This is a genomic window from Pseudomonas sp. SJZ079 (assembly GCF_007993865.1).
In the GTDB taxonomy this organism is placed as follows: domain Bacteria; phylum Pseudomonadota; class Gammaproteobacteria; order Pseudomonadales; family Pseudomonadaceae; genus Aquipseudomonas.
This window is the reverse complement of sequence record NZ_VIUH01000011.1, coordinates 130,798-151,092: the sequence shown is the minus strand read 5'-3', so window position 1 is coordinate 151,092 and position 20,295 is coordinate 130,798. Positions and strand designations below refer to the sequence as shown.

30 protein-coding genes and 1 other RNA gene are annotated in these 20,295 nt (G+C 61.7%); 24 read left to right on the top strand and 7 right to left on the bottom strand.

The window, feature by feature from the left end:
* Positions 1 to 427 precede the first annotated feature (427 nt).
* The 6 genes from FBY03_RS12410 to FBY03_RS12385 form a co-directional block, all read right to left on the bottom strand.
* Positions 428 to 1,021 (bottom strand): plasmid pRiA4b ORF-3 family protein, encoded by a 594-nt coding sequence (locus tag FBY03_RS12410; RefSeq protein ID WP_147172662.1) that lies wholly within the window; start codon positions 1,019 to 1,021, stop codon positions 428 to 430.
* Between the two features lie 45 nt (positions 1,022 to 1,066).
* Positions 1,067 to 2,530, bottom strand: a complete 1,464-nt coding sequence (locus tag FBY03_RS12405) for an IS66 family transposase (RefSeq protein ID WP_147172660.1) — start codon at positions 2,528 to 2,530, stop codon at positions 1,067 to 1,069.
* A 37-nt stretch (positions 2,531 to 2,567) separates the two neighbouring features.
* A complete protein-coding gene (gene tnpB, locus FBY03_RS12400) occupies positions 2,568 to 2,912 on the bottom strand; it encodes an IS66 family insertion sequence element accessory protein TnpB (protein WP_020723502.1) in 345 nt (114 codons plus the stop codon).
* Entirely contained in the window at positions 2,909 to 3,286 is a 378-nt protein-coding gene (locus FBY03_RS12395) for a transposase (RefSeq protein WP_218570779.1), read from the bottom strand. Before FBY03_RS12395 ends, tnpB begins: the two co-directional genes overlap by 4 nt.
* A gap of 311 nt (positions 3,287 to 3,597) precedes the next feature.
* Positions 3,598 to 3,852, bottom strand: a complete 255-nt coding sequence (locus tag FBY03_RS12390) for a hypothetical protein (protein WP_147172657.1) — start codon at positions 3,850 to 3,852, stop codon at positions 3,598 to 3,600.
* A 15-nt stretch (positions 3,853 to 3,867) separates the two neighbouring features.
* A complete protein-coding gene (locus tag FBY03_RS12385) occupies positions 3,868 to 4,458 on the bottom strand; it encodes a S24 family peptidase (RefSeq protein ID WP_371920771.1) in 591 nt (196 codons plus the stop codon).
* A 231-nt stretch (positions 4,459 to 4,689) separates the two neighbouring features.
* On the opposite strand from FBY03_RS12385, the gene FBY03_RS12380 reads away from it, so the two are divergent.
* The 21 genes from FBY03_RS12380 to FBY03_RS12280 all read left to right on the top strand — a co-directional run bounded on the left by FBY03_RS12380 (position 4,690) and on the right by FBY03_RS12280 (position 15,581).
* Positions 4,690 to 5,103, top strand: a complete 414-nt coding sequence (locus tag FBY03_RS12380) for a helix-turn-helix domain-containing protein (RefSeq protein WP_306102479.1) — start codon at positions 4,690 to 4,692, stop codon at positions 5,101 to 5,103.
* A 2-nt stretch (positions 5,104 to 5,105) separates the two neighbouring features.
* Complete coding sequence (locus FBY03_RS12375) at positions 5,106 to 5,543, top strand: hypothetical protein (RefSeq protein WP_147172651.1); 438 nt, start codon at positions 5,106 to 5,108, stop codon at positions 5,541 to 5,543.
* Positions 5,540 to 5,743, top strand: a complete 204-nt coding sequence (locus FBY03_RS12370) for a hypothetical protein (protein ID WP_147172650.1) — start codon at positions 5,540 to 5,542, stop codon at positions 5,741 to 5,743. Before FBY03_RS12375 ends, FBY03_RS12370 begins: the two co-directional genes overlap by 4 nt.
* Positions 5,736 to 7,778, top strand: coding sequence for a Mu transposase C-terminal domain-containing protein (locus FBY03_RS12365; RefSeq protein ID WP_147172648.1), 2,043 nt, complete (start codon positions 5,736 to 5,738; stop codon positions 7,776 to 7,778). Before FBY03_RS12370 ends, FBY03_RS12365 begins: the two co-directional genes overlap by 8 nt.
* 17 nt (positions 7,779 to 7,795) lie before the next feature.
* Positions 7,796 to 8,518, top strand: coding sequence for an AAA family ATPase (locus FBY03_RS12360; RefSeq protein ID WP_147172647.1), 723 nt, complete (start codon positions 7,796 to 7,798; stop codon positions 8,516 to 8,518).
* Complete coding sequence (locus tag FBY03_RS12355; RefSeq protein ID WP_147172645.1) at positions 8,518 to 9,120, top strand: hypothetical protein; 603 nt, start codon at positions 8,518 to 8,520, stop codon at positions 9,118 to 9,120. Before FBY03_RS12360 ends, FBY03_RS12355 begins: the two co-directional genes overlap by 1 nt.
* Positions 9,117 to 9,497, top strand: coding sequence for a hypothetical protein (locus FBY03_RS12350; protein WP_147172644.1), 381 nt, complete (start codon positions 9,117 to 9,119; stop codon positions 9,495 to 9,497). The genes FBY03_RS12355 and FBY03_RS12350 overlap by 4 nt, the downstream gene beginning before the upstream one ends.
* On the top strand, positions 9,481 to 9,807 hold the full coding sequence (locus tag FBY03_RS12345; protein ID WP_147172642.1) for a hypothetical protein: 327 nt from the start codon (positions 9,481 to 9,483) through the stop codon (positions 9,805 to 9,807). Before FBY03_RS12350 ends, FBY03_RS12345 begins: the two co-directional genes overlap by 17 nt.
* Before the next feature lie 10 nt (positions 9,808 to 9,817).
* Entirely contained in the window at positions 9,818 to 10,438 is a 621-nt protein-coding gene (locus FBY03_RS12340) for a DUF3164 family protein (protein ID WP_147172640.1), read from the top strand.
* A complete protein-coding gene (locus FBY03_RS12335; RefSeq protein WP_178090654.1) occupies positions 10,435 to 10,851 on the top strand; it encodes a hypothetical protein in 417 nt (138 codons plus the stop codon). Before FBY03_RS12340 ends, FBY03_RS12335 begins: the two co-directional genes overlap by 4 nt.
* An 8-nt stretch (positions 10,852 to 10,859) precedes the next feature.
* A complete protein-coding gene (locus tag FBY03_RS12330; protein WP_147172638.1) occupies positions 10,860 to 11,072 on the top strand; it encodes a hypothetical protein in 213 nt (70 codons plus the stop codon).
* Positions 11,071 to 11,142, top strand: an RNA gene (locus FBY03_RS12325) — hammerhead ribozyme type II. The genes FBY03_RS12330 and FBY03_RS12325 overlap by 2 nt, the downstream gene beginning before the upstream one ends.
* Before the next feature lie 15 nt (positions 11,143 to 11,157).
* On the top strand, positions 11,158 to 11,562 hold the full coding sequence (locus FBY03_RS12320) for a gp16 family protein (RefSeq protein ID WP_147172636.1): 405 nt from the start codon (positions 11,158 to 11,160) through the stop codon (positions 11,560 to 11,562).
* The gene (locus FBY03_RS12315) at positions 11,559 to 12,020 is read left to right on the top strand and encodes a Mor transcription activator family protein (RefSeq protein WP_256677925.1); all 462 of its coding nucleotides are present in this window, start codon (positions 11,559 to 11,561) and stop codon (positions 12,018 to 12,020) included. Before FBY03_RS12320 ends, FBY03_RS12315 begins: the two co-directional genes overlap by 4 nt.
* Positions 12,021 to 12,108: 88 nt before the next feature.
* Positions 12,109 to 12,912, top strand: a complete 804-nt coding sequence (locus FBY03_RS12310; RefSeq protein ID WP_147172632.1) for a hypothetical protein — start codon at positions 12,109 to 12,111, stop codon at positions 12,910 to 12,912.
* A gap of 67 nt (positions 12,913 to 12,979) precedes the next feature.
* Positions 12,980 to 13,315: a hypothetical protein gene (locus FBY03_RS12305; protein ID WP_147172631.1), complete on the top strand. Its 336-nt coding sequence runs from the start codon at positions 12,980 to 12,982 to the stop codon at positions 13,313 to 13,315.
* On the top strand, positions 13,312 to 13,767 hold the full coding sequence (locus tag FBY03_RS12300) for a lysozyme (protein ID WP_147172630.1): 456 nt from the start codon (positions 13,312 to 13,314) through the stop codon (positions 13,765 to 13,767). Before FBY03_RS12305 ends, FBY03_RS12300 begins: the two co-directional genes overlap by 4 nt.
* A complete protein-coding gene (locus FBY03_RS12295) occupies positions 13,764 to 14,390 on the top strand; it encodes a hypothetical protein (RefSeq protein ID WP_147172628.1) in 627 nt (208 codons plus the stop codon). The genes FBY03_RS12300 and FBY03_RS12295 overlap by 4 nt, the downstream gene beginning before the upstream one ends.
* On the top strand, positions 14,390 to 14,761 hold the full coding sequence (locus FBY03_RS12290; protein ID WP_147172626.1) for a hypothetical protein: 372 nt from the start codon (positions 14,390 to 14,392) through the stop codon (positions 14,759 to 14,761). Before FBY03_RS12295 ends, FBY03_RS12290 begins: the two co-directional genes overlap by 1 nt.
* Complete coding sequence (locus tag FBY03_RS12285; protein WP_147172624.1) at positions 14,754 to 15,065, top strand: hypothetical protein; 312 nt, start codon at positions 14,754 to 14,756, stop codon at positions 15,063 to 15,065. The genes FBY03_RS12290 and FBY03_RS12285 overlap by 8 nt, the downstream gene beginning before the upstream one ends.
* A gap of 3 nt (positions 15,066 to 15,068) precedes the next feature.
* Positions 15,069 to 15,581 (top strand): DUF3486 family protein, encoded by a 513-nt coding sequence (locus FBY03_RS12280; RefSeq protein WP_147172622.1) that lies wholly within the window; start codon positions 15,069 to 15,071, stop codon positions 15,579 to 15,581.
* 6 nt (positions 15,582 to 15,587) lie between these two features.
* On the opposite strand, the gene FBY03_RS12275 is transcribed toward FBY03_RS12280, so the two are convergent.
* Positions 15,588 to 16,085, bottom strand: a complete 498-nt coding sequence (locus FBY03_RS12275; RefSeq protein ID WP_147172621.1) for a hypothetical protein — start codon at positions 16,083 to 16,085, stop codon at positions 15,588 to 15,590.
* A 62-nt stretch (positions 16,086 to 16,147) separates the two neighbouring features.
* Between FBY03_RS12275 and FBY03_RS12270 the strand changes: the two genes are divergently transcribed.
* The 3 genes from FBY03_RS12270 to FBY03_RS12260 are packed head-to-tail and all read left to right on the top strand — an operon-like array spanning position 16,148 to position 20,078.
* Positions 16,148 to 17,701, top strand: coding sequence for a hypothetical protein (locus FBY03_RS12270; RefSeq protein ID WP_147172619.1), 1,554 nt, complete (start codon positions 16,148 to 16,150; stop codon positions 17,699 to 17,701).
* Complete coding sequence (locus FBY03_RS12265; RefSeq protein ID WP_147172618.1) at positions 17,701 to 19,284, top strand: DUF935 domain-containing protein; 1,584 nt, start codon at positions 17,701 to 17,703, stop codon at positions 19,282 to 19,284. Before FBY03_RS12270 ends, FBY03_RS12265 begins: the two co-directional genes overlap by 1 nt.
* The gene (locus tag FBY03_RS12260) at positions 19,281 to 20,078 is read left to right on the top strand and encodes a phage minor head protein (protein ID WP_147172616.1); all 798 of its coding nucleotides are present in this window, start codon (positions 19,281 to 19,283) and stop codon (positions 20,076 to 20,078) included. The genes FBY03_RS12265 and FBY03_RS12260 overlap by 4 nt, the downstream gene beginning before the upstream one ends.
* The last annotated feature ends 217 nt before the right edge of the window (positions 20,079 to 20,295 follow it).

Sequence of the window (20,295 nt, the reverse complement as noted above, 5' to 3'; positions counted from 1 at the left end):
TTGCAACCCCTCTTTTTAAGCTAACTTCTTGTTTTACAAGAGGTTTTCCGAGAGGTCTGCGCCGGAAGTGGTGCGCATTATAGGCCCAGCAGATTTGACGTCAACTGTTATTTCGCAGCCTATTCGGCTTTTAGCGAAATACGCGCAAAGGCTTTCTTGCTTGCCTGATAACCATGCGGCGCACCTACCTTATGCACTTACCCTTTATAGTAGCGCTCGACGGCCTGGGCTGCGTCACACAGAAGCTAGGCAGTAATTCCCAAGCAGCATCCAATCAAAAAAAACAGGCATGACTGAAGAGAGAGCAAGACATCATAAATCACGCCGGTGTACTGCAGGACTACCTGAGCCATGGAAACAGTGTCACAGAGCCCAGCGACTCAGCCACCCATACGCGGAACTGGCAACCGATGCGTAAGCGTCCGAGCTACACCGTCTTGCAACTCAAACCTTGATCCTTAAACCACTGATTCACGCGCTCGCAATCAAATGCCGCCGGCTCAAAGATTTCACCGTACCAACCCACCATGTCGTCGTGCTCTGGATGCTTGGGGTCTGCCATGGCCTCTAGAAAACCTTCGTAACCCGGCACCCCACCTACGTCTTCCGGCGGGCAAGCATTGGCACCTTCAATGCAATACGGCAGTTGAGGGGCTGTGATGGCAGGTAGCCTTTTCTCGACTTTGATTCGGTGATTCCAGCTGTCACCAAAGTCGTAGAGATAGTCAAACGTCTTTTTACCGAACAGCGCTTTGACCAATGTCTTGCGAGCTTCTGGATTCACCGGCGGCCCCCAGCCATCAGAATCGGGAATCCCGTATTTTTCACCTGCTATTTCAAACTCATGCAGATGACTGTCGCTCCAGCCCATCACGACCTGAATCACATGATGCAGCTTGCCCAAAGTAATGTTTTCAGGGACTACGAAACGACGCCAGATCGTCGGTGTGATCCACTTCAGCTCAATGTACAACAGCAAGAGATCAGGTGCAGGTTTGGGTAGGCTGACAGTTTTAACCATGGATCAGGCGGCCTCGCAGTGGTCAGTGTGGTTCAAGGAAATATTCTAGGGCAGCAGTTCGCCCACCCGGTTAACTGGATGTTCGGCGATGTGCTCAAGCACGTAGGTCAGATAGACCTGCGGATTTAACCCGTTTAGCTTGGCAGTACCCACCAGGCTGTAGATCGCCGCCGCTCGTTCTCCTCCCGCATCGGATCCGGCAAACAGGTAATTTTTGCGACCCAATGCGACGGCGCGCAATGCGCGTTCGGCGGCATTGTTGTCGATTTCGATCCGACCATCATCGCAGTAGCGCGTCAGCGCCTGCCACCGATTGAGGGCATGGAGGATCGCACCGCCCAATGCCGATTTTTTCGATACTTGAGTCTGCGTCTGGTTAAGCCATGCGTGCAGTTGTTCCAGCAGCGGACTGGCCTGGCTTTGTCGAACCGCTTTTCGTTGGTCGGGCGGCTGCCCTCGAATCTCGCTCTCGATGGCATACAGGGCCGCAATCCGTTGCAACACCTCGCCGGCAAGTGGCGAAGCCTGGTCTGTGTAGACATCGTAAAATTTGCGGCGGGCGTGAGCCCAGCACGCGGCTTCCGCAATAGCACCCGTGGCATACAACTGAGCAAAACCGGCATAGCCGTCAGCCTGCAAGATCCCGCTGAAACTCTTGAGATGAACACGGGGATGTTGCCCCTTGCGATCCGGCGAGTAGGCAAACCATACCGCGGCCGGTGTCGAGTCACCCGCAGGTCGATCATCGCGCACGTACGTCCACAGGCGAGCCGTTTTGGTCTTGCCGTTGCCTGGCGCGAGCACGCCAATCGGCGTGTCGTCGGCATGGACTTTATGACCGCTCATGACGTGGTGCCCGAGGGCGTTGATCAGCGGTCGGAGCAACCGGCTGCTCTGGCCGACCCAGTCGGCCAGGGTTGAGCGCTCCAGATCCACGCCCTCACGGGCGTAGATCTCGGACTGTCGGTACAACGGCAAATGATCGACAAACTTCGAGACCAGCACATGGGCCAGTAAACCCGCGCCGGCAAGGCCTCGGGCTATTGGGCGACTCGGTGCCGGCACCTGAGCGATGTGCTCGCAGCAGCGGCAAACCCACTTCGGACGGACATGGCGAATGACTTTGAAGCGTGCCGGAACGTACTCCAGCACTTCGGACACATCCTCACCTAAATGGCGAAGTGTCCCACCGCAACCAGTGCACTGCGACTCGGGCTGATGAACGCGGGTTTCGCGAGGCAGGTGTTCGGGCAATGGTTTACGGCGCGAAACTGCGCGAGGTGCCGGCTCGACTGGAGGTGTCATTTCGGCTTGGCTGACTTGCAGTTCTTCAAGGCTCAACTGGAGCTGGTCGATCATCGCTTCCAGTTGCTCGGAGCTGCGGCCGAACTGCGTACGACGCAGCTTGGCAATCATCATCTTTAAGCGCTCAATCTCTGCCCGCTGGGCAGAGACTAGAGCCTTCAAGGATTGAAGATCGTTAGGCAGGGAGTCGGTCGCGAGCGTCATGACCGAATCTTACTTGGGATTTTTTCAGCGCGGCAAGTCAGACCGCGAGGACGGGTGCTGTACGAATTGGCCTGCGCCAATCAATGCCCTCCAGCAGCATCGACAACTGCGCAGCCGTCAGTGACACGCTGCCGCTGGTTGCTTGCGGCCAGACGAAGCGTCCTTGTTCCAACCGTTTGCAAAACAGGCACAAACCGTCGCCGTCCCACCACAATAGCTTGATACGGTCACCGCGCCGTCCGCGAAAGGCGAAGATCTGACCCGAGAAGGGGTCGGCTTCCAGCTGAGTCTGTACCAACGCCGCCAACCCATCGAAGCCGCGGCGCATGTCCGTGACGCCGGCGGCGATCCAGATACGGGTTCCAGCGGGCGGGGCAATCACCGCAGTAACTGCTGCAAGACGAGTTGCATCGTCTGCAGGTCAGGCGTGCCAGTGATGCGTAGCGTGGCTTTACCCACTTCTACAACCAGCTCGGAATGAAACTCAAGCAGAGGCTGAGCGGCTTGCGGGACATCCGTCGACGACTCGATCATCTGGACAGGTAAAAACGTTGCACTGTGATTAACCGGGCCGAAGGCCCCCTCCTGATACTGGTGCCGCCAGCGAAACACCAAGTTGGCATTGACGTCATGCTCGCGAGCGATCAACGACACGGAAGCGCCAGGCTGGAAGCTGGCCTCAACGACCTTGCGTTTGAACTCACGTGGGAAGTTGGGGCGTCGGCCTGTTCGGCGGACGGGGGCGGTTGTATCCAAGATAGTGTCCACTAAAAAATGGTGGACACTATCTTTGCTGATTTAGATGGCAGTCAGGAGTGGGTGCTGACCGGACGGTTACACCGATGCCGCAATACCACTCTATCTATATGTGGGGAGGTTCTAGGTTTGGCACCGGGCCGGAAGGATGCCGGAAGAGCCTGGATGATGCCGGAAGAGTTCGGAAAGGCCCGGCCGGCGCGGGTCTTGGTGACAGGCGCATGCGTTAACCAGTGCCAAAGCCCTGCGAAACGCAAATAGGTGCGCGCGAACCAGGTTAGCCCAATTTAACGAGACATATGGCACAGCAATCAGAGGTGGTCCGGCGGCGGGCCGAACTTGCTGAGCAGTGCATCGATTAACGCCGAGTCTGCACCGCGCCATGTGATCGGGTTGGACTCTTCAAGCTTTGAGTAAATGGAGGACAAGTACTGCCCGTATTTGGAAGAAAGCACTCGGTCGGCAGGCGGGTCGCGCTCAATCTTACGGAAGTCCTCTTTCTCTGTACCGCGCTCCCAGCCTCTTGGAGTCAGATGCCATTCGGTCCACTCGTTGCTCGCTGCCATAACTTTCCCCTTTCCTTAAACCATCCAGCCGCCTGCCCACACGACCCGGCCGATGATCTGCAGTTCATCTAGGCGCTCCTTGGGCACGGCCATGGTCTGGTAAGCCTTATTCTCGCTGATGATGCTCAGCGAGCCGTCGAACTGGCGCTGGAGGCGTTTGGCGTACAGGTGGTCATCCAGGTGGATGACGTAGATACCTTCGCCCTCCAGGCTGTTGCGCTTGTGGTCGATTAGGACGGTGTCACTGTCGTCCAGCAATGGAACCATGGAGTCGCCGCTGACCTGGATGGCTGACAGGCTTTCCGGGATCAGGCCCTTGCGCTGCAGCGAGTAGCGAGTGAACGCCAGCTGGGTCCAGATCTTGGCTCCCTCGTTCCAGGAGCCGCTGCCGGCGCTGCAACGGGCATCGTAGAGCGGGACGTAGACATATTTGTCGTCCTCAGGTGCGACAGGTTCGGAGTTGCTCTGCGAGGCAAGAAACATCTCTCCCGCCCCCGTGGCTATCCAGTCCAGCGCCACACCCTTACCGGTCGCAAGCATTGCCACTGAGTCGAAGGCTGGCATGCCCTCACCCGCAATCCAGCGCTGCAGGGAAGAAAGGGCCACTCCTGCCGCACCGGCGGCCTGTTTTCGAGACTCGTACAGGTCAGCAACCGCAGCGATTCGAGTTTCTATTCCCGAATACGGAAAGGAAACTTCTTTTTCGGATTGAGTGCGTTGTTTCTTTTCGCCGTAAGTCATTGATTTTAAAGCTCTCGATCTACTTTTCGGGCAAATCAAACCGAAAACAGGAATGGAAACTCTCAAATACGGTTTTCGCATTCCCGTTTTTGGGATATGTTTATCCGCAACAGGCCGTTAGACAGCCTAAAAAAACCACCCGCCAAGATGGTTGTTGCGATGAACGTTAAAGACGTACCTCACGATCCGGCTCGCCGCTGGGAGTGGATCAAATACCAGTTGCGCGTCCGGGGTAGCTCCGCTGCCAACCTAGCCCGCCAACTCGGGATAACCGACCGGGCTATCCGCGCCACCAAAGAGCGCTCTTACCCTCGCGTTGAGCGCGCCATTGCCGCTGCACTCGGAACCACACCCGAGATGCTATGGCCGGAGCGTTGGAATAACGACGGTACCCCCATGCGTCAGCGGCCAAATCGGGCCGAACACTCGATGCAATATCACTGTACCGGGTCCGCGAAGGATAGCCGTTACTGTCCTGTTCCGCACCGTATAAGCGGCAAGGAGGCCTAGACATGCGTCACGGAAAGGACGACCGCACGCTAGACATCTTCGAAGTCCCCCAACCTGTTTTAGCCGTACCGGGCTGCGGCAACTATGCCGTCCAGGTCAGTGAACTGGTGGGCGAAATGCTCAAGGGCTCTGAGTTGGATCGCTACGAAATCGCCGCGCGCATGTCGCGCCTGTCTGGCGATGACGTGAGCAAACACATGCTCGACGCCTGGGCCAGCCCAGCCCGCGCCGACCACAACCTACCTCTATATAGAGCCGCGCTGCTGGAAGAGGTGTGCGCCAGCCATGTGCTGACCGACTGGCAAGTGAACCTGCGCGGCGGGCGTGTGGCCTATGGCCGCGAAGCGCTGGATGCCGAACTGGGTCGACTGGAGCGCGTGGCATCAGACGCCAGCCGCAGAGCGCGAGAGCTGAAACGACTGATGGGAGAACAGCAATGAAAGCTCCGCAGGTAAATGCAGCGATACGGGCCATCCCGCAAATCGAAGTAGCCGAACGCAACCCTGAGGCGGCGTTTCGCGAGTACATCCAAACGGCTCAGCTCAGTGAGCATGAATGGCAAGCCCTCTTTATCTATGCGTTGAAGCTAAAGCGTGCTCGCCACGACTTGGCGCGCGCGGCGGGAGGCAACCATGCGTAACTGGTACACCGCCCAGGAGTTGGCTGGCGTGTCTGGTATGCCCGGCACCGTCCAAGGCGTGCGCAAGACTGCCGACCGCGAAGGCTGGGAAGGCCAGCGCCGCCTTGGCAGCAAAGCCATCGAGTACGCCTTCGCCGTGCTGCCCAAGGAAACCCAAGCTGCCCTGATTGCCGCCTCGGTAGCCAACGCGCAACCAGAACCTGTCGCCGCGCCCTTGCCAGTTATTGCTGAGCGTGACGCCGTTTCCGCGTCACGCCTGACCGATGAGCAACGCTCGGTGATGACTGCGCGGTTGGCCTTCGTCCGCGAAATCGAGCGAATGAGCCAGGTGACCAGCCAGCAGCGGGCGATCATGACCCTGGTCGGTCTGGCCAAAAGCGGCGACCTGAGCCCCTACCTGAGTGACCGGGTGATCCGCGCCAACGACCGCAAGACCGAAGATCGCAGCCTTTCTGAACGCACCCTCAAACGTTGGTTGGCCGACTATCGCAAGCAGGGCGAAATCGGCCTGGCGCCGGCCCGCCGACAGAAAGACATGGCCGTGCCGAGCTGGGCCAAGGACTTCCTGCGCTGCTTCCAGCGGCCGACCAAACCCAGCGTCGAGGCCAGCTATGCCGAGTTCGCCGCCAAGTGCCAGGGCGAGCGGCCGAGCATTCACCAGGTACGCCGCTTCCTTAATAAGCTAAGCGTGGAAGCCCGCGAGCAAGGCCGCTACAGCCCACAAGAGCTGAAAGCCTTCCAGCCGTTCCGCCGCCGCACCACCAAAAATCTGTTGCCGGGCGACGTGTATACCGCCGACGGCCACAAGTTCGACGCCGAGGTGATCAACCCGCACACCGGCAAGCCGTACCGACCGGAGATCACCACCGTTCTCGACGTGACCACGCGCCGGGTGCTGGGCGTGTCCATCGGTGAGGCGGAGAACACCATCGACGTGATGTTCGCCCTGCGCGATGCCATCGAGCGCGGCGGCATGTTCGCCATGTTCTATGTGGACAACGGCTCAGGCTTTGCCAACGACACGGTGCGCGAAGTGGTCGACCGCCTGGGCGGGGAAATGACCCACGCCTTGCCCTATAACAGCCAGGCCCGTGGCCTGGTCGAGCGCAGCCACCAGAGCTTGTGGGTGCGTGCCGCGAAGAAGCTGACCAGCTTTATCGGCGCCGACATGGATAAACACGCCGGCACCAAAGTGCACCGCATCAGCCGCCAGCAGCTGCGCGACACCGGCACCACCCGCCTGCTGCCGACCTTCGCCGAGTTCATGGCCGCAGCGGAAGTCGAGATTGAGGACTACAACAACCGCCCGCACCGTGGCCTGGCCAAGATGCGCGATCCGCAGACCGGTCGCATGTGCCACATGAGCCCCAACGAAGCCTGGGACGCCGCCCGCGCCCAAGGCTGGGAGCCAATGATCGCGCCACCCGAGCTGGTGAGCGACCTGATGCGCCCACAGGTGATCCGCAAAACCCATCGGGGCGAGGTCGCCTGGGATAACAACCGCTATTTCCTCGACGCGCTGCGCGATTACCAGGGCGAACAAGTACGAGTGGCCTACGACGTACGCGACGCCTCGCGAGTGTGGGTGCGCACCCTCGACGGCGAGCTGCTGGGCGAAGCCCTACTCGATGGCAACGCCAGCGACTACATGCCGCTCAACCGGGTCGAGCAGGCCCGCGAGAAGCGTGCCCAGGGCCAGATCAAGCGCGGCATCGACAAGATCGAGACGCTGACCGGTACCCGCGTGGAAATGATCGCGCCGACTTCGGCACCCAGCGCCAGCCTGGAGCCGGCCCAGCTCATCAGCGCCCAACAGTACGCCGTCCAGCTGATGGCCGCAGAAGCCGAGGCGTTCGTGGTGCCGGGCGACGCCATGGCCCGCTACCGCCTGTGGCAGCAACTCGACAGCCGCCAGACCGGTGGCGAAGCACTCACCGAAGACGAAGCCAGGTGGCACGGGCGCTACCCCAACCACCCGGACTTCGCATCCATCCAGCGCATGTTTGAATTCGCGGACGAACAGGCCCGCGCTTGACCAAGGGAGCTATACCAATGAGCGTAACCAAGATCGTACCTTTGACTAACGTCGGCCTGCTGGCCAGTGCCATCGAGCGCGCCATGATGCGCCCGCAAGGCTTGCCCGGCCTGGTGGTGAAGTACGGCCCCAGCGGCATGGGCAAAAGCGTGGCCGCCGCCTGGGCTGCCAACCAGCACCGCGCCTACTACGTCGAGTGCCGCGACACCTGGAGTAAGAAGGCTTTCCTGCTCGCCATCCTGCGTGAGATGGGCATCGCGCCGCAGCGCACCCTGTCGGAAATGGTCGACCAAGTGGCCGAACAGCTCAGCCGCAGCGGCCGCCCGCTGCTGATCGACGATGTGCAGTACCTGCTCGACAAGGCCGTGGCCAACATCCTGACCGACATCTACAACGCCAGCCAGGGCACCATCGTATTGATCGGCGAAGAGCGTGTGCCGGCCAGCCTGGCCAAGCTGGAGCGCCTGCACAATCGGGTGTTGGAGTGGGTGCCGGCGCAGCCCGCCACCCTGGCCGACATGCAGCAACTGGCCGCCGCCAGCTACCCGGACCTGCACATCGCCGATGATCTGCTGGACAACCTGCGCCACCAGGTGCGCGGCTGCCTGCGCCGGGTAGCGGTCAACCTGTACCGGGTACACAGCGAAGCCCAGGCCCTGTGCCTGGATAGCATCGACCTGGCGCAGTGGGGCAAGCGCGGCTGGTTCACTGGCGAAGCCCCTGCGCGGAGGGCTGCCTGATGGCCCAAGGGCGGAAAAAGATTCACCTGGAAATGCAGGGCGGCAAAAGTAACCGCCAACGCATCTGGGAAGCCATCCGCGCCAACGCCCAAGGCTTCACTGCCTACTCGGTTGCACGCCAAGCCAACACTCACGACGCCACGGTGCGCAGCTACCTGCAGTCTCTGGTTCGCGCCGAGTATCTACAGGTGGTCAGCGGTGAGCGCTTCGAGGAGCAGACCCTACGTCTGCTCAAGGATGTCGGGGCCGAGGCCCCGGCGGTCACCCGTGACGGCAGACCCAGCACCGCCGGCAAAGGCACCGAGGCCATGTGGCGCACCCTGCGTATTCTCGGCGAGCTGGATGCCGAGCAACTGGCCGCGCAGGCCTCGATTGCGGCGCCCACTACCCTCATGACCGCACGCTCTTACCTCAAGTGGCTGAACCTAGCTGGCTATGTACAGGTTGTCCGCAAGGGCAAGCCTGGGCGTCCGGCACGCTACCGGCTTGCACCAGGCAAATACACCGGCCCGCGCCCGCCGATGATCCAGCGCATCGGCCAGGTGTTCGACCCGAACCTGGACGCAGTCGTGTACCGCCAAGCCCCGGAGGTGGAGGCATGAGCGCCGCGCATCTGCAGGCCTGGGGCGAGCAGCCGCCACTGTTCGTCCAGCTGCTGGGCGCCGAAGTGGCGCGTAGCAACATCACCGCAACCGGCAAGCGCATCGGCATGAGCCGCAGCACCGTCAGCCTGGTACTCGCCAACCGCTACCCATCGCCCAGCACGGCAGGTGTCGAGCGCCGGGTAATGGACGCCCTGGGCCGCCTCGAATGCGTGGCACTCGGCGAAGAGATCAACGTCGAGCAATGCCAAAGCTATCGCGAAAAGCCAGCCCCCACCCACAACCCCAACGCCATGCAGCACTGGAAAGCCTGCCAGCACTGCGCCTTCAACCCCAGCTGCAACGCCCAGGAGAAGCACCATGCAAGGCTCCATTGAACGCCCCCTGAAAGTGTTGACCCCACAATTTGGCGAACGCCTGCGGGTGTTCAACCAGGCCGCCCGCACGCTGCAGAGCATGGGCATCCGCCTGCTACGGATCGCCCCGGCGGAAAACCTCCTGGAGGTTAGCCCGCAAGACGGCCAGCGCCTGCAACACAAACGCCTGACCGAGGGCTACCAGCGCCACGCCACTGCCGGCAGCACTCGTTACACCGTGACGTTCGAGGGCGTGACCCTGGAATGGCGCGAACCGATCAGCCACAACCGCCCAGCCGATTACGCCGGCATTGACCTGACTTTTCATTGAGGACACCCGCATGAATGCACAACCGCAAATCCCCGCCGGCTTCCGGCAAGACGGTCAGGGTCGTTTGATCCCTGAAAGCATGATCAAACCCATCGACATCGAGCGCGACCACCTGGTCAATCAGCTGGTCGACCGCGCCAGCGCGCTGAGCAGCAAGCTGACCGACTTCAAGACCGCCGCTTTCGGCGACATCAAGGCCTTCATCGAGCTGAGCTTCGAGCAATACGGCGCCAAGGTTGGTGGCAAAAAGGGCAACGTCACCCTGCTGAGCTTCGACGGCCGTTACAAGATCCAGCTCGCCGTGCAGGAAAGCATCGCCCTGGACGAGCGCTTGCAGGCCGCGCGCTCGCTGATCGACGAATGCCTGCGCGAGTGGACGCAAGGCGCCAGGCCGGAAGTGGTGACCCTGGTCAATGACGCCTTCCGCGCCGACACCAAGGGCGAGATCCGCACCGCCCGCGTGCTGGCCCTGCGCCGCCTGGAGATCGCTGACGAACGCTGGCAGCGGGCGATGACGGCCATTGGCGAAGCCTGCCAGGTGGTCGGCTCCAAGTCCTACATCCGTGTCTATGAGCGGGTGCGCGACACCGACCAGTACCAGGCGATCAGCCTGGATATTGCGGGGGTATGAGTATGCAGCGCTATCACGACACCAACCGCGACCCGCTGCCGATCCGCTCGCCCGGCCTTGATGCCGAGCGCCAGCGCCTTGAGCAGGCGACTCTGGCTTTCCTCGCCGAGGGCGGGCAGATCGAACAGATCGGCTATCAGATGAAGGACAAATACAGCTTCGTCATCGACGCCAGCAAGTCACCGGTCTACGCGCCCCTGTTCCAACCGTCCAGCATCACTGCCCAGGCCAAGCAGGCGTTAGAGGCCGAGCCGGTCGAGCTGCTGTCCGGCGAGCAACTCGCCGCCAGGTTGATCGTCCAGGCGGCCCTGGGCGCCTCCCCCAAACAGGCGGCGCAAGCAGTGGGCATCGGCGAAAAGCAGGCCCGCCAGCTGGCGCGCGACTTCCACATTCAATTCAAGCGGCAGCGCTAGGAGAGCCCATGGCCAAGATCGTCATCACCCTGGAAGACCAGCAAGACAGCGTCACCCTGTCCATGGACATGGGCTCAGCCCCCACCAACCTGCTTGGCGCGCTGAAGCAGACCGCCGCTGTGCGCATGTCGCAGAGCCTATTCGATATAGCAGCGGCCGAAGCGAAGCTCAATGAGCTACCCGCCTGCAGGCGCCAGCCGCCAAGCCAGACCATTCACTAAGCGAAACCTAGCCCCGCAAGGGGCGACGGTCTGCCAGGCGTGGTTGCCTGGTACTGATGAGCAGCCAAGATGAGCAAAAACAGCAATGAGTAGCCTCGCCAAAATCCACATCGCCAAGCAGCAGCTCGGCCTTGATGACGACACCTACCGCGCGCTGCTGGCCCGCATTACCGGCGTGCGCTCGGCCAAGGAGCTAAACCCACGCCAAGTCGGCGCCGTGCTGGCCGAGTTTGAGCGCTTGGGCTGGCAACCGAAGTCGGCGAAAAAAGCCGGCCGCAAGGTGGCCAAGCCGGCAGCGGAGCGCCAGGCGCAGGTCGGCAAGATCGAGGCCTTCCTGGCCGAAGCCCGTCGCCCCTGGGCCTATGCGGATGCCATGGCCCTGCGCATGTTCAAGGTCGAGCGGGTGGAATGGCTCGACGGCGACCAGCTGCGCCGCCTAGTGGCCGCCCTGGCCTACGATGCGAAGCGCCACGGGAGGCCGACACAGTGAAGCCCAAGGACATTGAGCAGCTGCAGGCGCTGCAGGAGCAGCTGCCGTTGCCCGCGCACGTACGCGAGATCGCCCGTGTGGTCGGCTTGCCCAGCGCCCTGCGTCTGGTGCAGGAGCTGGGCGGCACCACCTGGGAGTTTGCCAAGGGCGCCAACCGCAACGGCCAGATCCGCGTCGCCGCCCTGAGCGACATCCTCGGTGAGGAGGCGGCGCAACGGCTGACTAGCCACCTCGGCGGCGAGAAAATCTATATCCCGCGCTGCGCCGCCGCGCTGCGTCGGCTGCGGGATCTGGAGATTCACCGCCAGTTCGAGCAGGCCGTGCGCGAGGGTGTCAGTGCCAATACCGTCGTAGCGGAGCTGGCCAGGGCTTACGGGCTGAGTGATAGGAGGGTGTGGAAAGTGCTGAAAGCCCCATCAGGTGCCGCGCTCGAACTCAAGGATCTGTTTTCCCTCTGATGATGCGGGATACCGCCAGAAGCAGAGAGCTGAGACACCGTGTATGCTTTTCGACTTTGGGATAGCGTTCAATCAGAGGGAAAGGCGTATGGGCGTTTATGCTGTCGGTGAGTTCTTGGAGAGAGCTGAGAAGCTAATGGACGCTGGTGACCAAGTCTCCCTCCGATACGCATGCCTTGAGCTAAGACTCAGCTTAGAGAAAATCGTCTATCAAAAGCTCGCGCAGCTTAAAGACAAAATCCCTCCAGCAGTTTATAGAACATGGCAGCCGCAAAAGGCATTGAAGCTCCTACTCAGCTTTGAGCCCAGAGCCGACCAAGACAACACTATAGATATTCGACAAAACAACGCTGATGGCACACCAGCAGGGGATTGGATTCATCTCGGTGAGTACCGAATGTTCTCTGCCAAACGACTTAACACCCTATATAACAAAGTCGGAAAATACCTCCACACTCCATCGCTGAAGGAGCATGACACTCTACAGCCGCTCACACATGCGATGATCAGTGATGTGCTAGAGGAAATTAAGCGAGTGGCAGAAGCAACCATAGTCGTGAGCGTCAATAGCATCAACAATGTAGAGTGTAAGTTTTGTAGGCATCCGGTATACGTAAGTAAAAGCCAGATAGACAGTGGCAGCATTGTCGAATGCTACAATCAAAAGTGCGAAGCGAAGTACGCTGTCAAAAGAGTCGATAACGAACAATTCGAAATTAGGTCCCACACGCTTTGCACCTTTGTGTGCAAAGCGTGTGGTAACGAAAGCAGTCTTGATTTACCCGAGCATGGGGCTATCAAGCAGTGCGTAAGCTGTGAGCAGCCCCATGTTTTTCTCATGAGGTGCTATGAGTGGAAAGGTGAGGCCGGTAACGAAGACCAAACGGCCTAAGAATAGTGCAACGCTACTGAACCCCATCCTCTAATCCCCACCCCACATGCCGCCGCACCATGGCGGCATGAATACTCAAGCGCCCCACCCACCGCGCAGCCCCCGCGACTATGCCGCCGCCATTCTGGCCGAGCCGATGCGGGAGCGGCGCGCGCAGCTGCTGGAAGCCTGCCCGGCGCATTGGCGCAGCACGGTGCGCGAGCATGTCGAAAGCGCCTTCGGCAAGATTGCCGCCTACCGCCAGCACCAGGCTAGCCGCGCCCAGTTGGCCCGAGAGAAGCCGCCCGCCGCCCCGCGCCGGGAGGCCACCAACCGCGCCAACCACCACAAGAAGTCCACGCCAGAAGTCGGCAACCAGCACCTGGCCGAGCTACGTGCCTCTATCAATATGGGGGCCGTATGAGCCTGAAAACCCGTGCCCTGGCTGGCGTTCTCGCCATCGCCGTGCCCCTGGTCGGCTACTTCGAGGGCCGCAGTTTATTGGCCTACCTCGACCCGGTGGGTATCCCCACCATCTGCGACGGCATAACTAAGGGCGTCGAGCTAGGCCAAACCGCCAGCGTCGCCGAGTGCGATGCCCTGCTGGCCGCCGAGTTGGGGGCCGCCATTACCAGTGTCGACCGTCTGATCCAGCGCCCGCAGCCGGACACCCGCCGCGCCGCCCTCGGCTCCTTCGTCTTTAACGTCGGTGCTGGCGCGTTCTCCGGCTCCACACTGCTGCGCAAGCTGAATGCCGGCGACATTGCCGGAGCCTGCGCAGAGCTGAGCCGCTGGGTCTATGCCAAGGGCAGAAAGCTCGCCGGCCTGGTCAAGCGCCGCGCCGCCGAGCGCCAGCTGTGCGAGGTGGGTCTTTGAGCGGTTTGACCTTGCGTAGCGTCCTGGCCGGCCTGGCGCCGTTACTGCTGATCGGCGCGGCCGTGCTGATGGTCGAGGCCATGCAGCGCGCCGAATACCGCAAGGGCTACCAGTTGGCACAGAGCGAAGGCGCCCAGGCCCTGGAGCAACTGCGCCGCCAGCACGCCGAAGCCGAAACCGAGCGCGCCCAGAGCGCCGAGGCCAGTGCCAAACAAGCCGCCAAGGCACTGCAAACCGAGCAGGCCCGCAATGACCAGCTCGCCAACGACCTGGCCGCGCAACAACGCCAACACCGCGCCACCACCGACCGACTCACAGGGGAGATCGCCCGTGTTAACGACCTCTATCGCGGGGCGCTCGATGCGCCGCCTAAGCCTCTGCCTGCTTGCGTGTTCACTCGCGGCTTTGTCCGCGTGTGGGACGAAGCCACTGGAGCCCGAGTGCCCGAAGCCGAAAATACCGGCCGAGCTGCTGCGCAAGTCGCCGAAGGCCAAGCCACTGAGCAACTCGACTCAGGCCTCAGCCAAGGTGCTTTCCTGGATCACCACGTCCGCTACGCCGAGCAGTGTCGCAACACCGCCGCGCAGCTGGACCTTCTGATCGACGCCGTGGAGGGCAAGTGATGCAGATGGACCTTGGCACCGTTGCCAGCCTGCTGGGCATCTTCACCGGGATTATCACCGGTCTGGTCAAGCTGCTCCTGGTGCAGTTCGAGAAGCGCCTCGGCGAGCGCTTTGCCGCTCAGGAGGCCGCACGCGTGGCCGCCAGTCAGCACTGGGAAAGCAACTTTGAAAAGGTGCTGAGTCGCCAGGACAAGGACGCCGAAGCCCTGAGGCAACTGGAGAACAATTTTTTGCGTTTCCAGGCCGAGCTGCCGCTGGAATACGTGCGTCGCGAGGACTGGGTACGTGGCCAGTCGGTGATCGAGGCCAAGCTCGATGGCCTGGCATTGAAGTTTGAAAACATCCTGCTCAAAGGAGCGCGCAATGATTGATGCAGCCAAAGCCCGCCGGGAGTCCCTGCGCTGGTACATCCTGCTGACCCTCAACACCTCCCGTCCGGTAGATCCACATGAAGCGGTGGTGCTGTCCACCATCCAGGGCATCTATCCCGACGCCACTCCCCTGGAGCTGCGCCGCGAGCTGGACTACCTGAAAGACCGCAGCCTGGTCACGCTGAACAAGCAACCCAGCGGCCAGTGGATCGCCGGGCTGACCCACTACGGCGTGGACATCGCCGAGTACACCATCGACTGCCACCCCGGCATTGCCCGCCCGGAAAAGTACTGGAGCGCTTGAGCCATGCCGCCTAAAAGCAAGGTGCTGGCGCTGCCGGCCGAGGTGAAAGCCTGGCTGGATCAGAGCCTGGTCGAGAACAATTTCAGCGGCTACGAGGCACTGTCGGCCGAGCTGTCTGGACGCGGCTATACCATCGGCAAGTCCGCGCTGCATCAGTACGGGCAAAACTTCGAGGAACGTCTGGCCGCCCTGCGCATGGCCAGCGAACAGGCCAAGGCCATGGTCGCGGCCGCGCCGGATGAAGGTGGCGCGGTCAACGAGGCCTTGATGCGCCTGGTGCAGGAGCATCTGTTCAAGCTGCTGATGTCCGACGGCGACCAGATCGACCTACCCAAAGTGGCCAAAGCCGTGGCCGAGCTGGGCCGCGCCAGCGTGGTACAGAAGAAGTGGCAGGCCGAGGTGCGCAGCAAGGCCGAGGCGGCTGCCAGCCAGGTGGAAAAGATCGCCAAGAAAGGCGGCCTGGATGCCTCCACCGTGGCCGAGATCCGCCGAGAGATTCTGGGGGTGGCTGGGTGAGGCCGACTAGAAGGCTCCTCCATTGTTGTCAAAAAAGGCGAAGTTGGGTCCGCTGTCAGGGATTTTCTCAGTTCGAATTAAGGAGTCGCAGTGATGGCACTTAAGCGCTTTGTACCATCCGTCTTCGCAGGCCTGCAGCAGCGACTTGACGGTCTTTTGATAACAGTTGGAACACAGATAATGCAGCGGTTCGGTGCCTTGCATCTCTGGTTTTATACAGTAAGCCAACGCCCCCAAGGGAAACTGGTGCAGCTGATAGCGCCCCTTCTCTTCTTCCCAGCGTTTGAACTGAGCAACTTCAGATTCAAGGTCGCGTATGCGGCTTGCGAGAGCCGTATGCTCCGTGTGGGCGTTATTAAGTTGTCCCTGCAGCCCCAGCAACACGCCGTTCAGCTCAATGACCTTGGTAGTTACCGCCGCATCCGTCTTGAGCGTGAGCATGCTCTGCGTAATATCCGTAGCAGTCTTGATGCCACCGTAAGCACCCATAACCCAGTCCATCATGGACATACTCCTTTTGAGGATAAATGCGCCAATCAGAGTAGCGCCAAGAAAGGCGGCGGGCTATGACCTTGCCCGCCGCCCTGGAGAACACCGCCGCAATCGACGTTCCGACGGTGCTACTCGGCTACCAGCAGCACTGGATCGGTATCCGTTCGCCGCTCAAGGTCGGCGAAAAATCCCGTCGAATTGGCCTGACCTGGGCCGAGGCCGCGGATAACGTGCTGATCGCCGCTGCCAGCAGCCAGGCCGGCGGGCAAACTGTCTACTACCTGGGCTACAACCAGGACATGACAGTGGAGTACATCCAGGCGTGCGCAATGTGGGCGCGAGCCTTCAACTATGCCGCTGGCGAGATCGAGGAAGGAATCTGGCCGGACGAAGATCCCGACAAGCACATCAAGACCTACACCATCACATTTCCCTCGGGCTTCCGCATAGTTGCCCTGACCAGCCGGCCGTCCAACCTGCGCGGCCGCCAGGGCATCGTGGTGATCGATGAGGCCGCCTTCCACCCGGATCTGGCCGAGCTGCTGAAAGCCGCCCTGGCGCTGCTGATCTGGGGTGGTGAGGTCCATGTGATCAGCACCCACAATGGCACCGACAACCCGTTCAACGAACTGATCGAAGAGATCCGCGCCGGTAAGCGCAAAGGCGAACTGTTCCGCTGCACCTTCAAGGAGGCGGTAGTGCAAGGCCTGTACAAGCGAGTGTGCCTGCGCAAGGGCATCCCCTGGTCGGCCGAAGAGCAAGCCGCCTGGGTGCAGGACGTGTACGACGTCTATGGCGATGCCGCCGAGGAAGAGTTGGATTGCGTGCCGTCACAAGGCGGTGGCACCTACCTGCCGTTGGGGCTGCTGGAACACCGCAGCCGCTCGGGCGTTCCGGTGTTACGCCTGGCCTACCCGCAAGGCTACGAGACCATCGGCGAGCACCTGCGCCTGGCCGACAGCCTCGGTTGGTGCGAGCGCGAACTCAAGCCGCTGATGGTGCAGATTCCAGACAACGTCTGGAGCTTCTACGGCATGGACTTCGCCCGGAGCGGCGACCTGTCGGTGATCATCCCCCTGATCCAGGAGCAGGATCGGCGCAAGCGCCCGCCGTTTCACGTCGAGCTGCGCAATGTTCCATTCAAGCAGCAGGAACAGATTCTCTTCTACATCATCGACCGCCTACCCAGCTTCATGGCAGGTGCCAACGATGCGCGCGGTAATGGCCAGGCCTTGGCCGAAGCGGCGGCAGTCAAGTACGGCCACGACCGCATCAGCCAGGTGATGCTCACCGAGGGTTGGTACCGCGACAACATGCCGGGCCTCAAGGCCGACCTGGAAGACGGCAGTCTTTACGACCTGCCCAATGACCGCGATGTAATCGCCGATCTGCGCGCATTCAAGATGGTCAAGGGCGTGGCGCGCATCCCCGAGGTGCGCACCACGGAAAAGGACGGTGGCAAGCGCCACGGCGATGCCGGCATCGCCTTGGCTTTGGCACGCTTCGCAAGCCGTATGGAGATCGAGCAGTACGGCTACGAGCCAGTCCGCCCCGATCGCAACAACAAACCCGGATTCGATGACGACGCTGCCCCGGTCAATACCTGGGCAGCGGGAGGTGTTCTGTAATGGCTGACTCGCCGATCCTGGACGCAAACGGTAAGCCGTTCCAGAAACAAAGCCTGCTGCAGGAGGCGATTCAGGCCACGACCACGGGTGTGCACCAGGCCTGGGGCGTGGACTCGATATCCTCGACGCTCGATCCGGCCAGGCTGCGCACCATCCTGCAGGACGCCGCCACCGGCAATATCCTCAACTACCTGGTGCTGGCCGAAGAGATGGAGGAAAAGGACCTCCACTACGGGTCCGTGCTAGGTACCCGCAAGCGTGCCGTGTCGGGCGTACCGGTCAGCGTCGAGGCTGGTAGCGACGATACTCGCGACGAGGAAATAGCCGACGCAGTGCGCAAGCTGGTCGAGGCGCCCGAGTTCGACGAGCTGCTCAGCGACCTGCTCGATGCCTTGGGCAAGGGGTTCTCGGCGGTCGAGCCGATCTGGGAGCTGCAAGGCGCCCAGCTGTGGCCGGTGCGCTACGAGCACCGCGACCCGCGCTGGTTCGAGTTCGACAAGCTCACAGGGCGCAAGCTGCTAATCCGCGAGGAAGGCGGTGCCGGCCGCGAGATCCCGCCAGGCAAGCTGATCATCCACACGCCCAAGCTGAAATCGGGTATTCCGATCCGCGGCGGTTTGGCGCGCCTGGTGGCCGTGGCCTATATGTGCAAGGCGTTCAGCCTCAAGGACTGGATGCGCTATGCCGAGCTATACGGCATGCCCATGCGCATCGGTCGCTATGGCCCCGGTGCCAAGCCGGACGACATTGCCGTGCTGCGTCGCGCCGTGGCCCAGCTGGCCGCCGATGCGGCAGCCATCCTGCCGAAAGACATGCTCATCGACTTCCAGGAAATCGCCAATTCCACGGGCGGCGCTGAGCTGTTCGAGAAGCTCGCCGAGTGGCTGGACAAGCAGATCAGCAAGGCCGTGCTCGGCCAGACCATGACCACCGACGACGGGTCGAGCCAGAGCCAGGCCACCGTGCACAATGACGTGCGCCTGGACATCCTCAAGGCCGACGCCAAGCAACTGGCCGCCACCCTCAACCGCTACCTGGTGCGGCTGTTCGTCGACCTCAACTACGGTCCGCAGGCGAACTACCCGCGCATCGTTCTGCAGGTCAGCGAGCCAGAAGACCTCAAGTCCCTGGCCGACGCCCTGACCCCGTTCATTGATCGCGGCCTGCAGGTGGAGCAGTCGGCAATCCTGGATCGCTTCGGCCTTGCCGCCCCGGCCGATGGGGGCAGGCTGCTGCAGCCGAAAGGTGCAGGCCAGCCGCTGGCGCCCGGCCTAAATACCCAGCAGCCGTGCGCCTGCTCCAACTGCGGTGGCCAGCGTCGTGCGCTCAACCAGGAGCAGAGCCCGCGCGACACCCTGGATCTGCTGGCCGATGAGGCGGCAGCGGACTGGCAAGAGGTGCTGACGCCGGTTCTCGACCCGGTGCTGCAGCTGGCCGAGCAAGCCCAGGACTTCGCGGAGTTTCGTGCCCGTCTGCCCGAGCTACTGGCGCAGATGGACGATGCCGCCCTGGTCGAGCAGCTGGCGCGCGCAGCGTTCAAGGCGCGCGGCCTGGGTGACGCCACCGACCAGGTGGACCCATGAGTGTCGGGGCCGTAACGCCGGGGCCAGTGCCAAAGGAGGCGCTCGATTACTTCCGGGCCAAGGGCTACAAAGTTGGTTTCGACCACCGCGACGTGTGGCAGGAGGAGCACGCCACCGCCTTTACCGTGGCCAAGGCCATGCGCCTGGACATTCTGGAGGCGATCCGCGAGCAGGTAGACACCGCCATCTTCGAGGGACGCAGCTTCGCCGAGTTCCAGCGCGAGCTGCAGCCCATGCTGGAAAAACTCGGTTGGTGGGGCCGGCAGGAACTGCTCGATCCGCTGGAAGGCGGCGTGCGCGAGGTGCAACTGGGCAGCCCGCGACGACTGCGCATTATCTATGACGTGAACCTGCGTACGGCCCATGCCGCCGGGCAATGGCAGCGCATCCAACGCACACGCAAGACCCACCCTTATTTGCTGTACCAGCTTGGCCCCAGCCGCGAACACCGACAGGAGCATGTCGGCTGGGCTGGCATTCTGTTGCCGGCCGATGATCCGTGGTGGCAGAGGCACTTCCCGCCTAACGGCTGGGGCTGTAAGTGCCACGTGCGCCAAGTCAGCCGCCGCGAGGCCGAGCGCTTGCAGGCTGGTGGCAAGGTCAGCAGCCAGGCGCCTGACCTGGGCGAGCGCGAGTACATCAACAAGCGTACTGGGCAGGTCATCAGTGTGCCGGTGGGGATCGAGCCGGGTTGGACCTATAACCCTGGGGTTATTTCGCGGTTGGCGCGGGCCGAGCAGTTATTGGCGGAGAGAAGGGTCGCAGTAGCGGCGGAAGTTGACGACCGCCTGTAAGGCCGCATAAGCGCCGCTCTTTGTGTAGCAGCTACCACTTGACGGGGCAGAGTTTTTTTCGATTTCTAACGCGGCTCTAACGCGGACTGGGTCCGGTCCAAGCCCCATCGTCTGGATGTTTTGTTAAACCGGACTACTATCAAATCGAGAATACCCCGTGGTACATGCAAGTACGGGCTAACTGCAGTTACTGTAAAACGTTCACGTAGGAGGCTCT

Coding starts and splice junctions, on each gene's coding strand:
- FBY03_RS12410 (WP_147172662.1), bottom strand. CDS start 1,021: ATGGTTAAAACTGTCAGCCTACCCAAACCTGCACCTGATCTCTTGCTG.
- FBY03_RS12405 (WP_147172660.1), bottom strand. CDS start 2,530: ATGACGCTCGCGACCGACTCCCTGCCTAACGATCTTCAATCCTTGAAG.
- FBY03_RS12390 (WP_147172657.1), bottom strand. CDS start 3,852: ATGGCAGCGAGCAACGAGTGGACCGAATGGCATCTGACTCCAAGAGGC.
- FBY03_RS12380 (WP_306102479.1), top strand. CDS start 4,690: ATGTTTATCCGCAACAGGCCGTTAGACAGCCTAAAAAAACCACCCGCC.
- FBY03_RS12375 (WP_147172651.1), top strand. CDS start 5,106: ATGCGTCACGGAAAGGACGACCGCACGCTAGACATCTTCGAAGTCCCC.
- FBY03_RS12370 (WP_147172650.1), top strand. CDS start 5,540: ATGAAAGCTCCGCAGGTAAATGCAGCGATACGGGCCATCCCGCAAATC.
- FBY03_RS12365 (WP_147172648.1), top strand. CDS start 5,736: ATGCGTAACTGGTACACCGCCCAGGAGTTGGCTGGCGTGTCTGGTATG.
- FBY03_RS12360 (WP_147172647.1), top strand. CDS start 7,796: ATGAGCGTAACCAAGATCGTACCTTTGACTAACGTCGGCCTGCTGGCC.
- FBY03_RS12355 (WP_147172645.1), top strand. CDS start 8,518: ATGGCCCAAGGGCGGAAAAAGATTCACCTGGAAATGCAGGGCGGCAAA.
- FBY03_RS12350 (WP_147172644.1), top strand. CDS start 9,117: ATGAGCGCCGCGCATCTGCAGGCCTGGGGCGAGCAGCCGCCACTGTTC.
- FBY03_RS12345 (WP_147172642.1), top strand. CDS start 9,481: ATGCAAGGCTCCATTGAACGCCCCCTGAAAGTGTTGACCCCACAATTT.
- FBY03_RS12340 (WP_147172640.1), top strand. CDS start 9,818: ATGAATGCACAACCGCAAATCCCCGCCGGCTTCCGGCAAGACGGTCAG.
- FBY03_RS12335 (WP_178090654.1), top strand. CDS start 10,435: ATGAGTATGCAGCGCTATCACGACACCAACCGCGACCCGCTGCCGATC.
- FBY03_RS12330 (WP_147172638.1), top strand. CDS start 10,860: ATGGCCAAGATCGTCATCACCCTGGAAGACCAGCAAGACAGCGTCACC.
- FBY03_RS12320 (WP_147172636.1), top strand. CDS start 11,158: ATGAGTAGCCTCGCCAAAATCCACATCGCCAAGCAGCAGCTCGGCCTT.
- FBY03_RS12310 (WP_147172632.1), top strand. CDS start 12,109: ATGGGCGTTTATGCTGTCGGTGAGTTCTTGGAGAGAGCTGAGAAGCTA.
- FBY03_RS12305 (WP_147172631.1), top strand. CDS start 12,980: ATGAATACTCAAGCGCCCCACCCACCGCGCAGCCCCCGCGACTATGCC.
- FBY03_RS12300 (WP_147172630.1), top strand. CDS start 13,312: ATGAGCCTGAAAACCCGTGCCCTGGCTGGCGTTCTCGCCATCGCCGTG.
- FBY03_RS12290 (WP_147172626.1), top strand. CDS start 14,390: ATGCAGATGGACCTTGGCACCGTTGCCAGCCTGCTGGGCATCTTCACC.
- FBY03_RS12285 (WP_147172624.1), top strand. CDS start 14,754: ATGATTGATGCAGCCAAAGCCCGCCGGGAGTCCCTGCGCTGGTACATC.
- FBY03_RS12280 (WP_147172622.1), top strand. CDS start 15,069: ATGCCGCCTAAAAGCAAGGTGCTGGCGCTGCCGGCCGAGGTGAAAGCC.
- FBY03_RS12275 (WP_147172621.1), bottom strand. CDS start 16,085: ATGATGGACTGGGTTATGGGTGCTTACGGTGGCATCAAGACTGCTACG.
- FBY03_RS12270 (WP_147172619.1), top strand. CDS start 16,148: ATGACCTTGCCCGCCGCCCTGGAGAACACCGCCGCAATCGACGTTCCG.
- FBY03_RS12265 (WP_147172618.1), top strand. CDS start 17,701: ATGGCTGACTCGCCGATCCTGGACGCAAACGGTAAGCCGTTCCAGAAA.
- FBY03_RS12260 (WP_147172616.1), top strand. CDS start 19,281: ATGAGTGTCGGGGCCGTAACGCCGGGGCCAGTGCCAAAGGAGGCGCTC.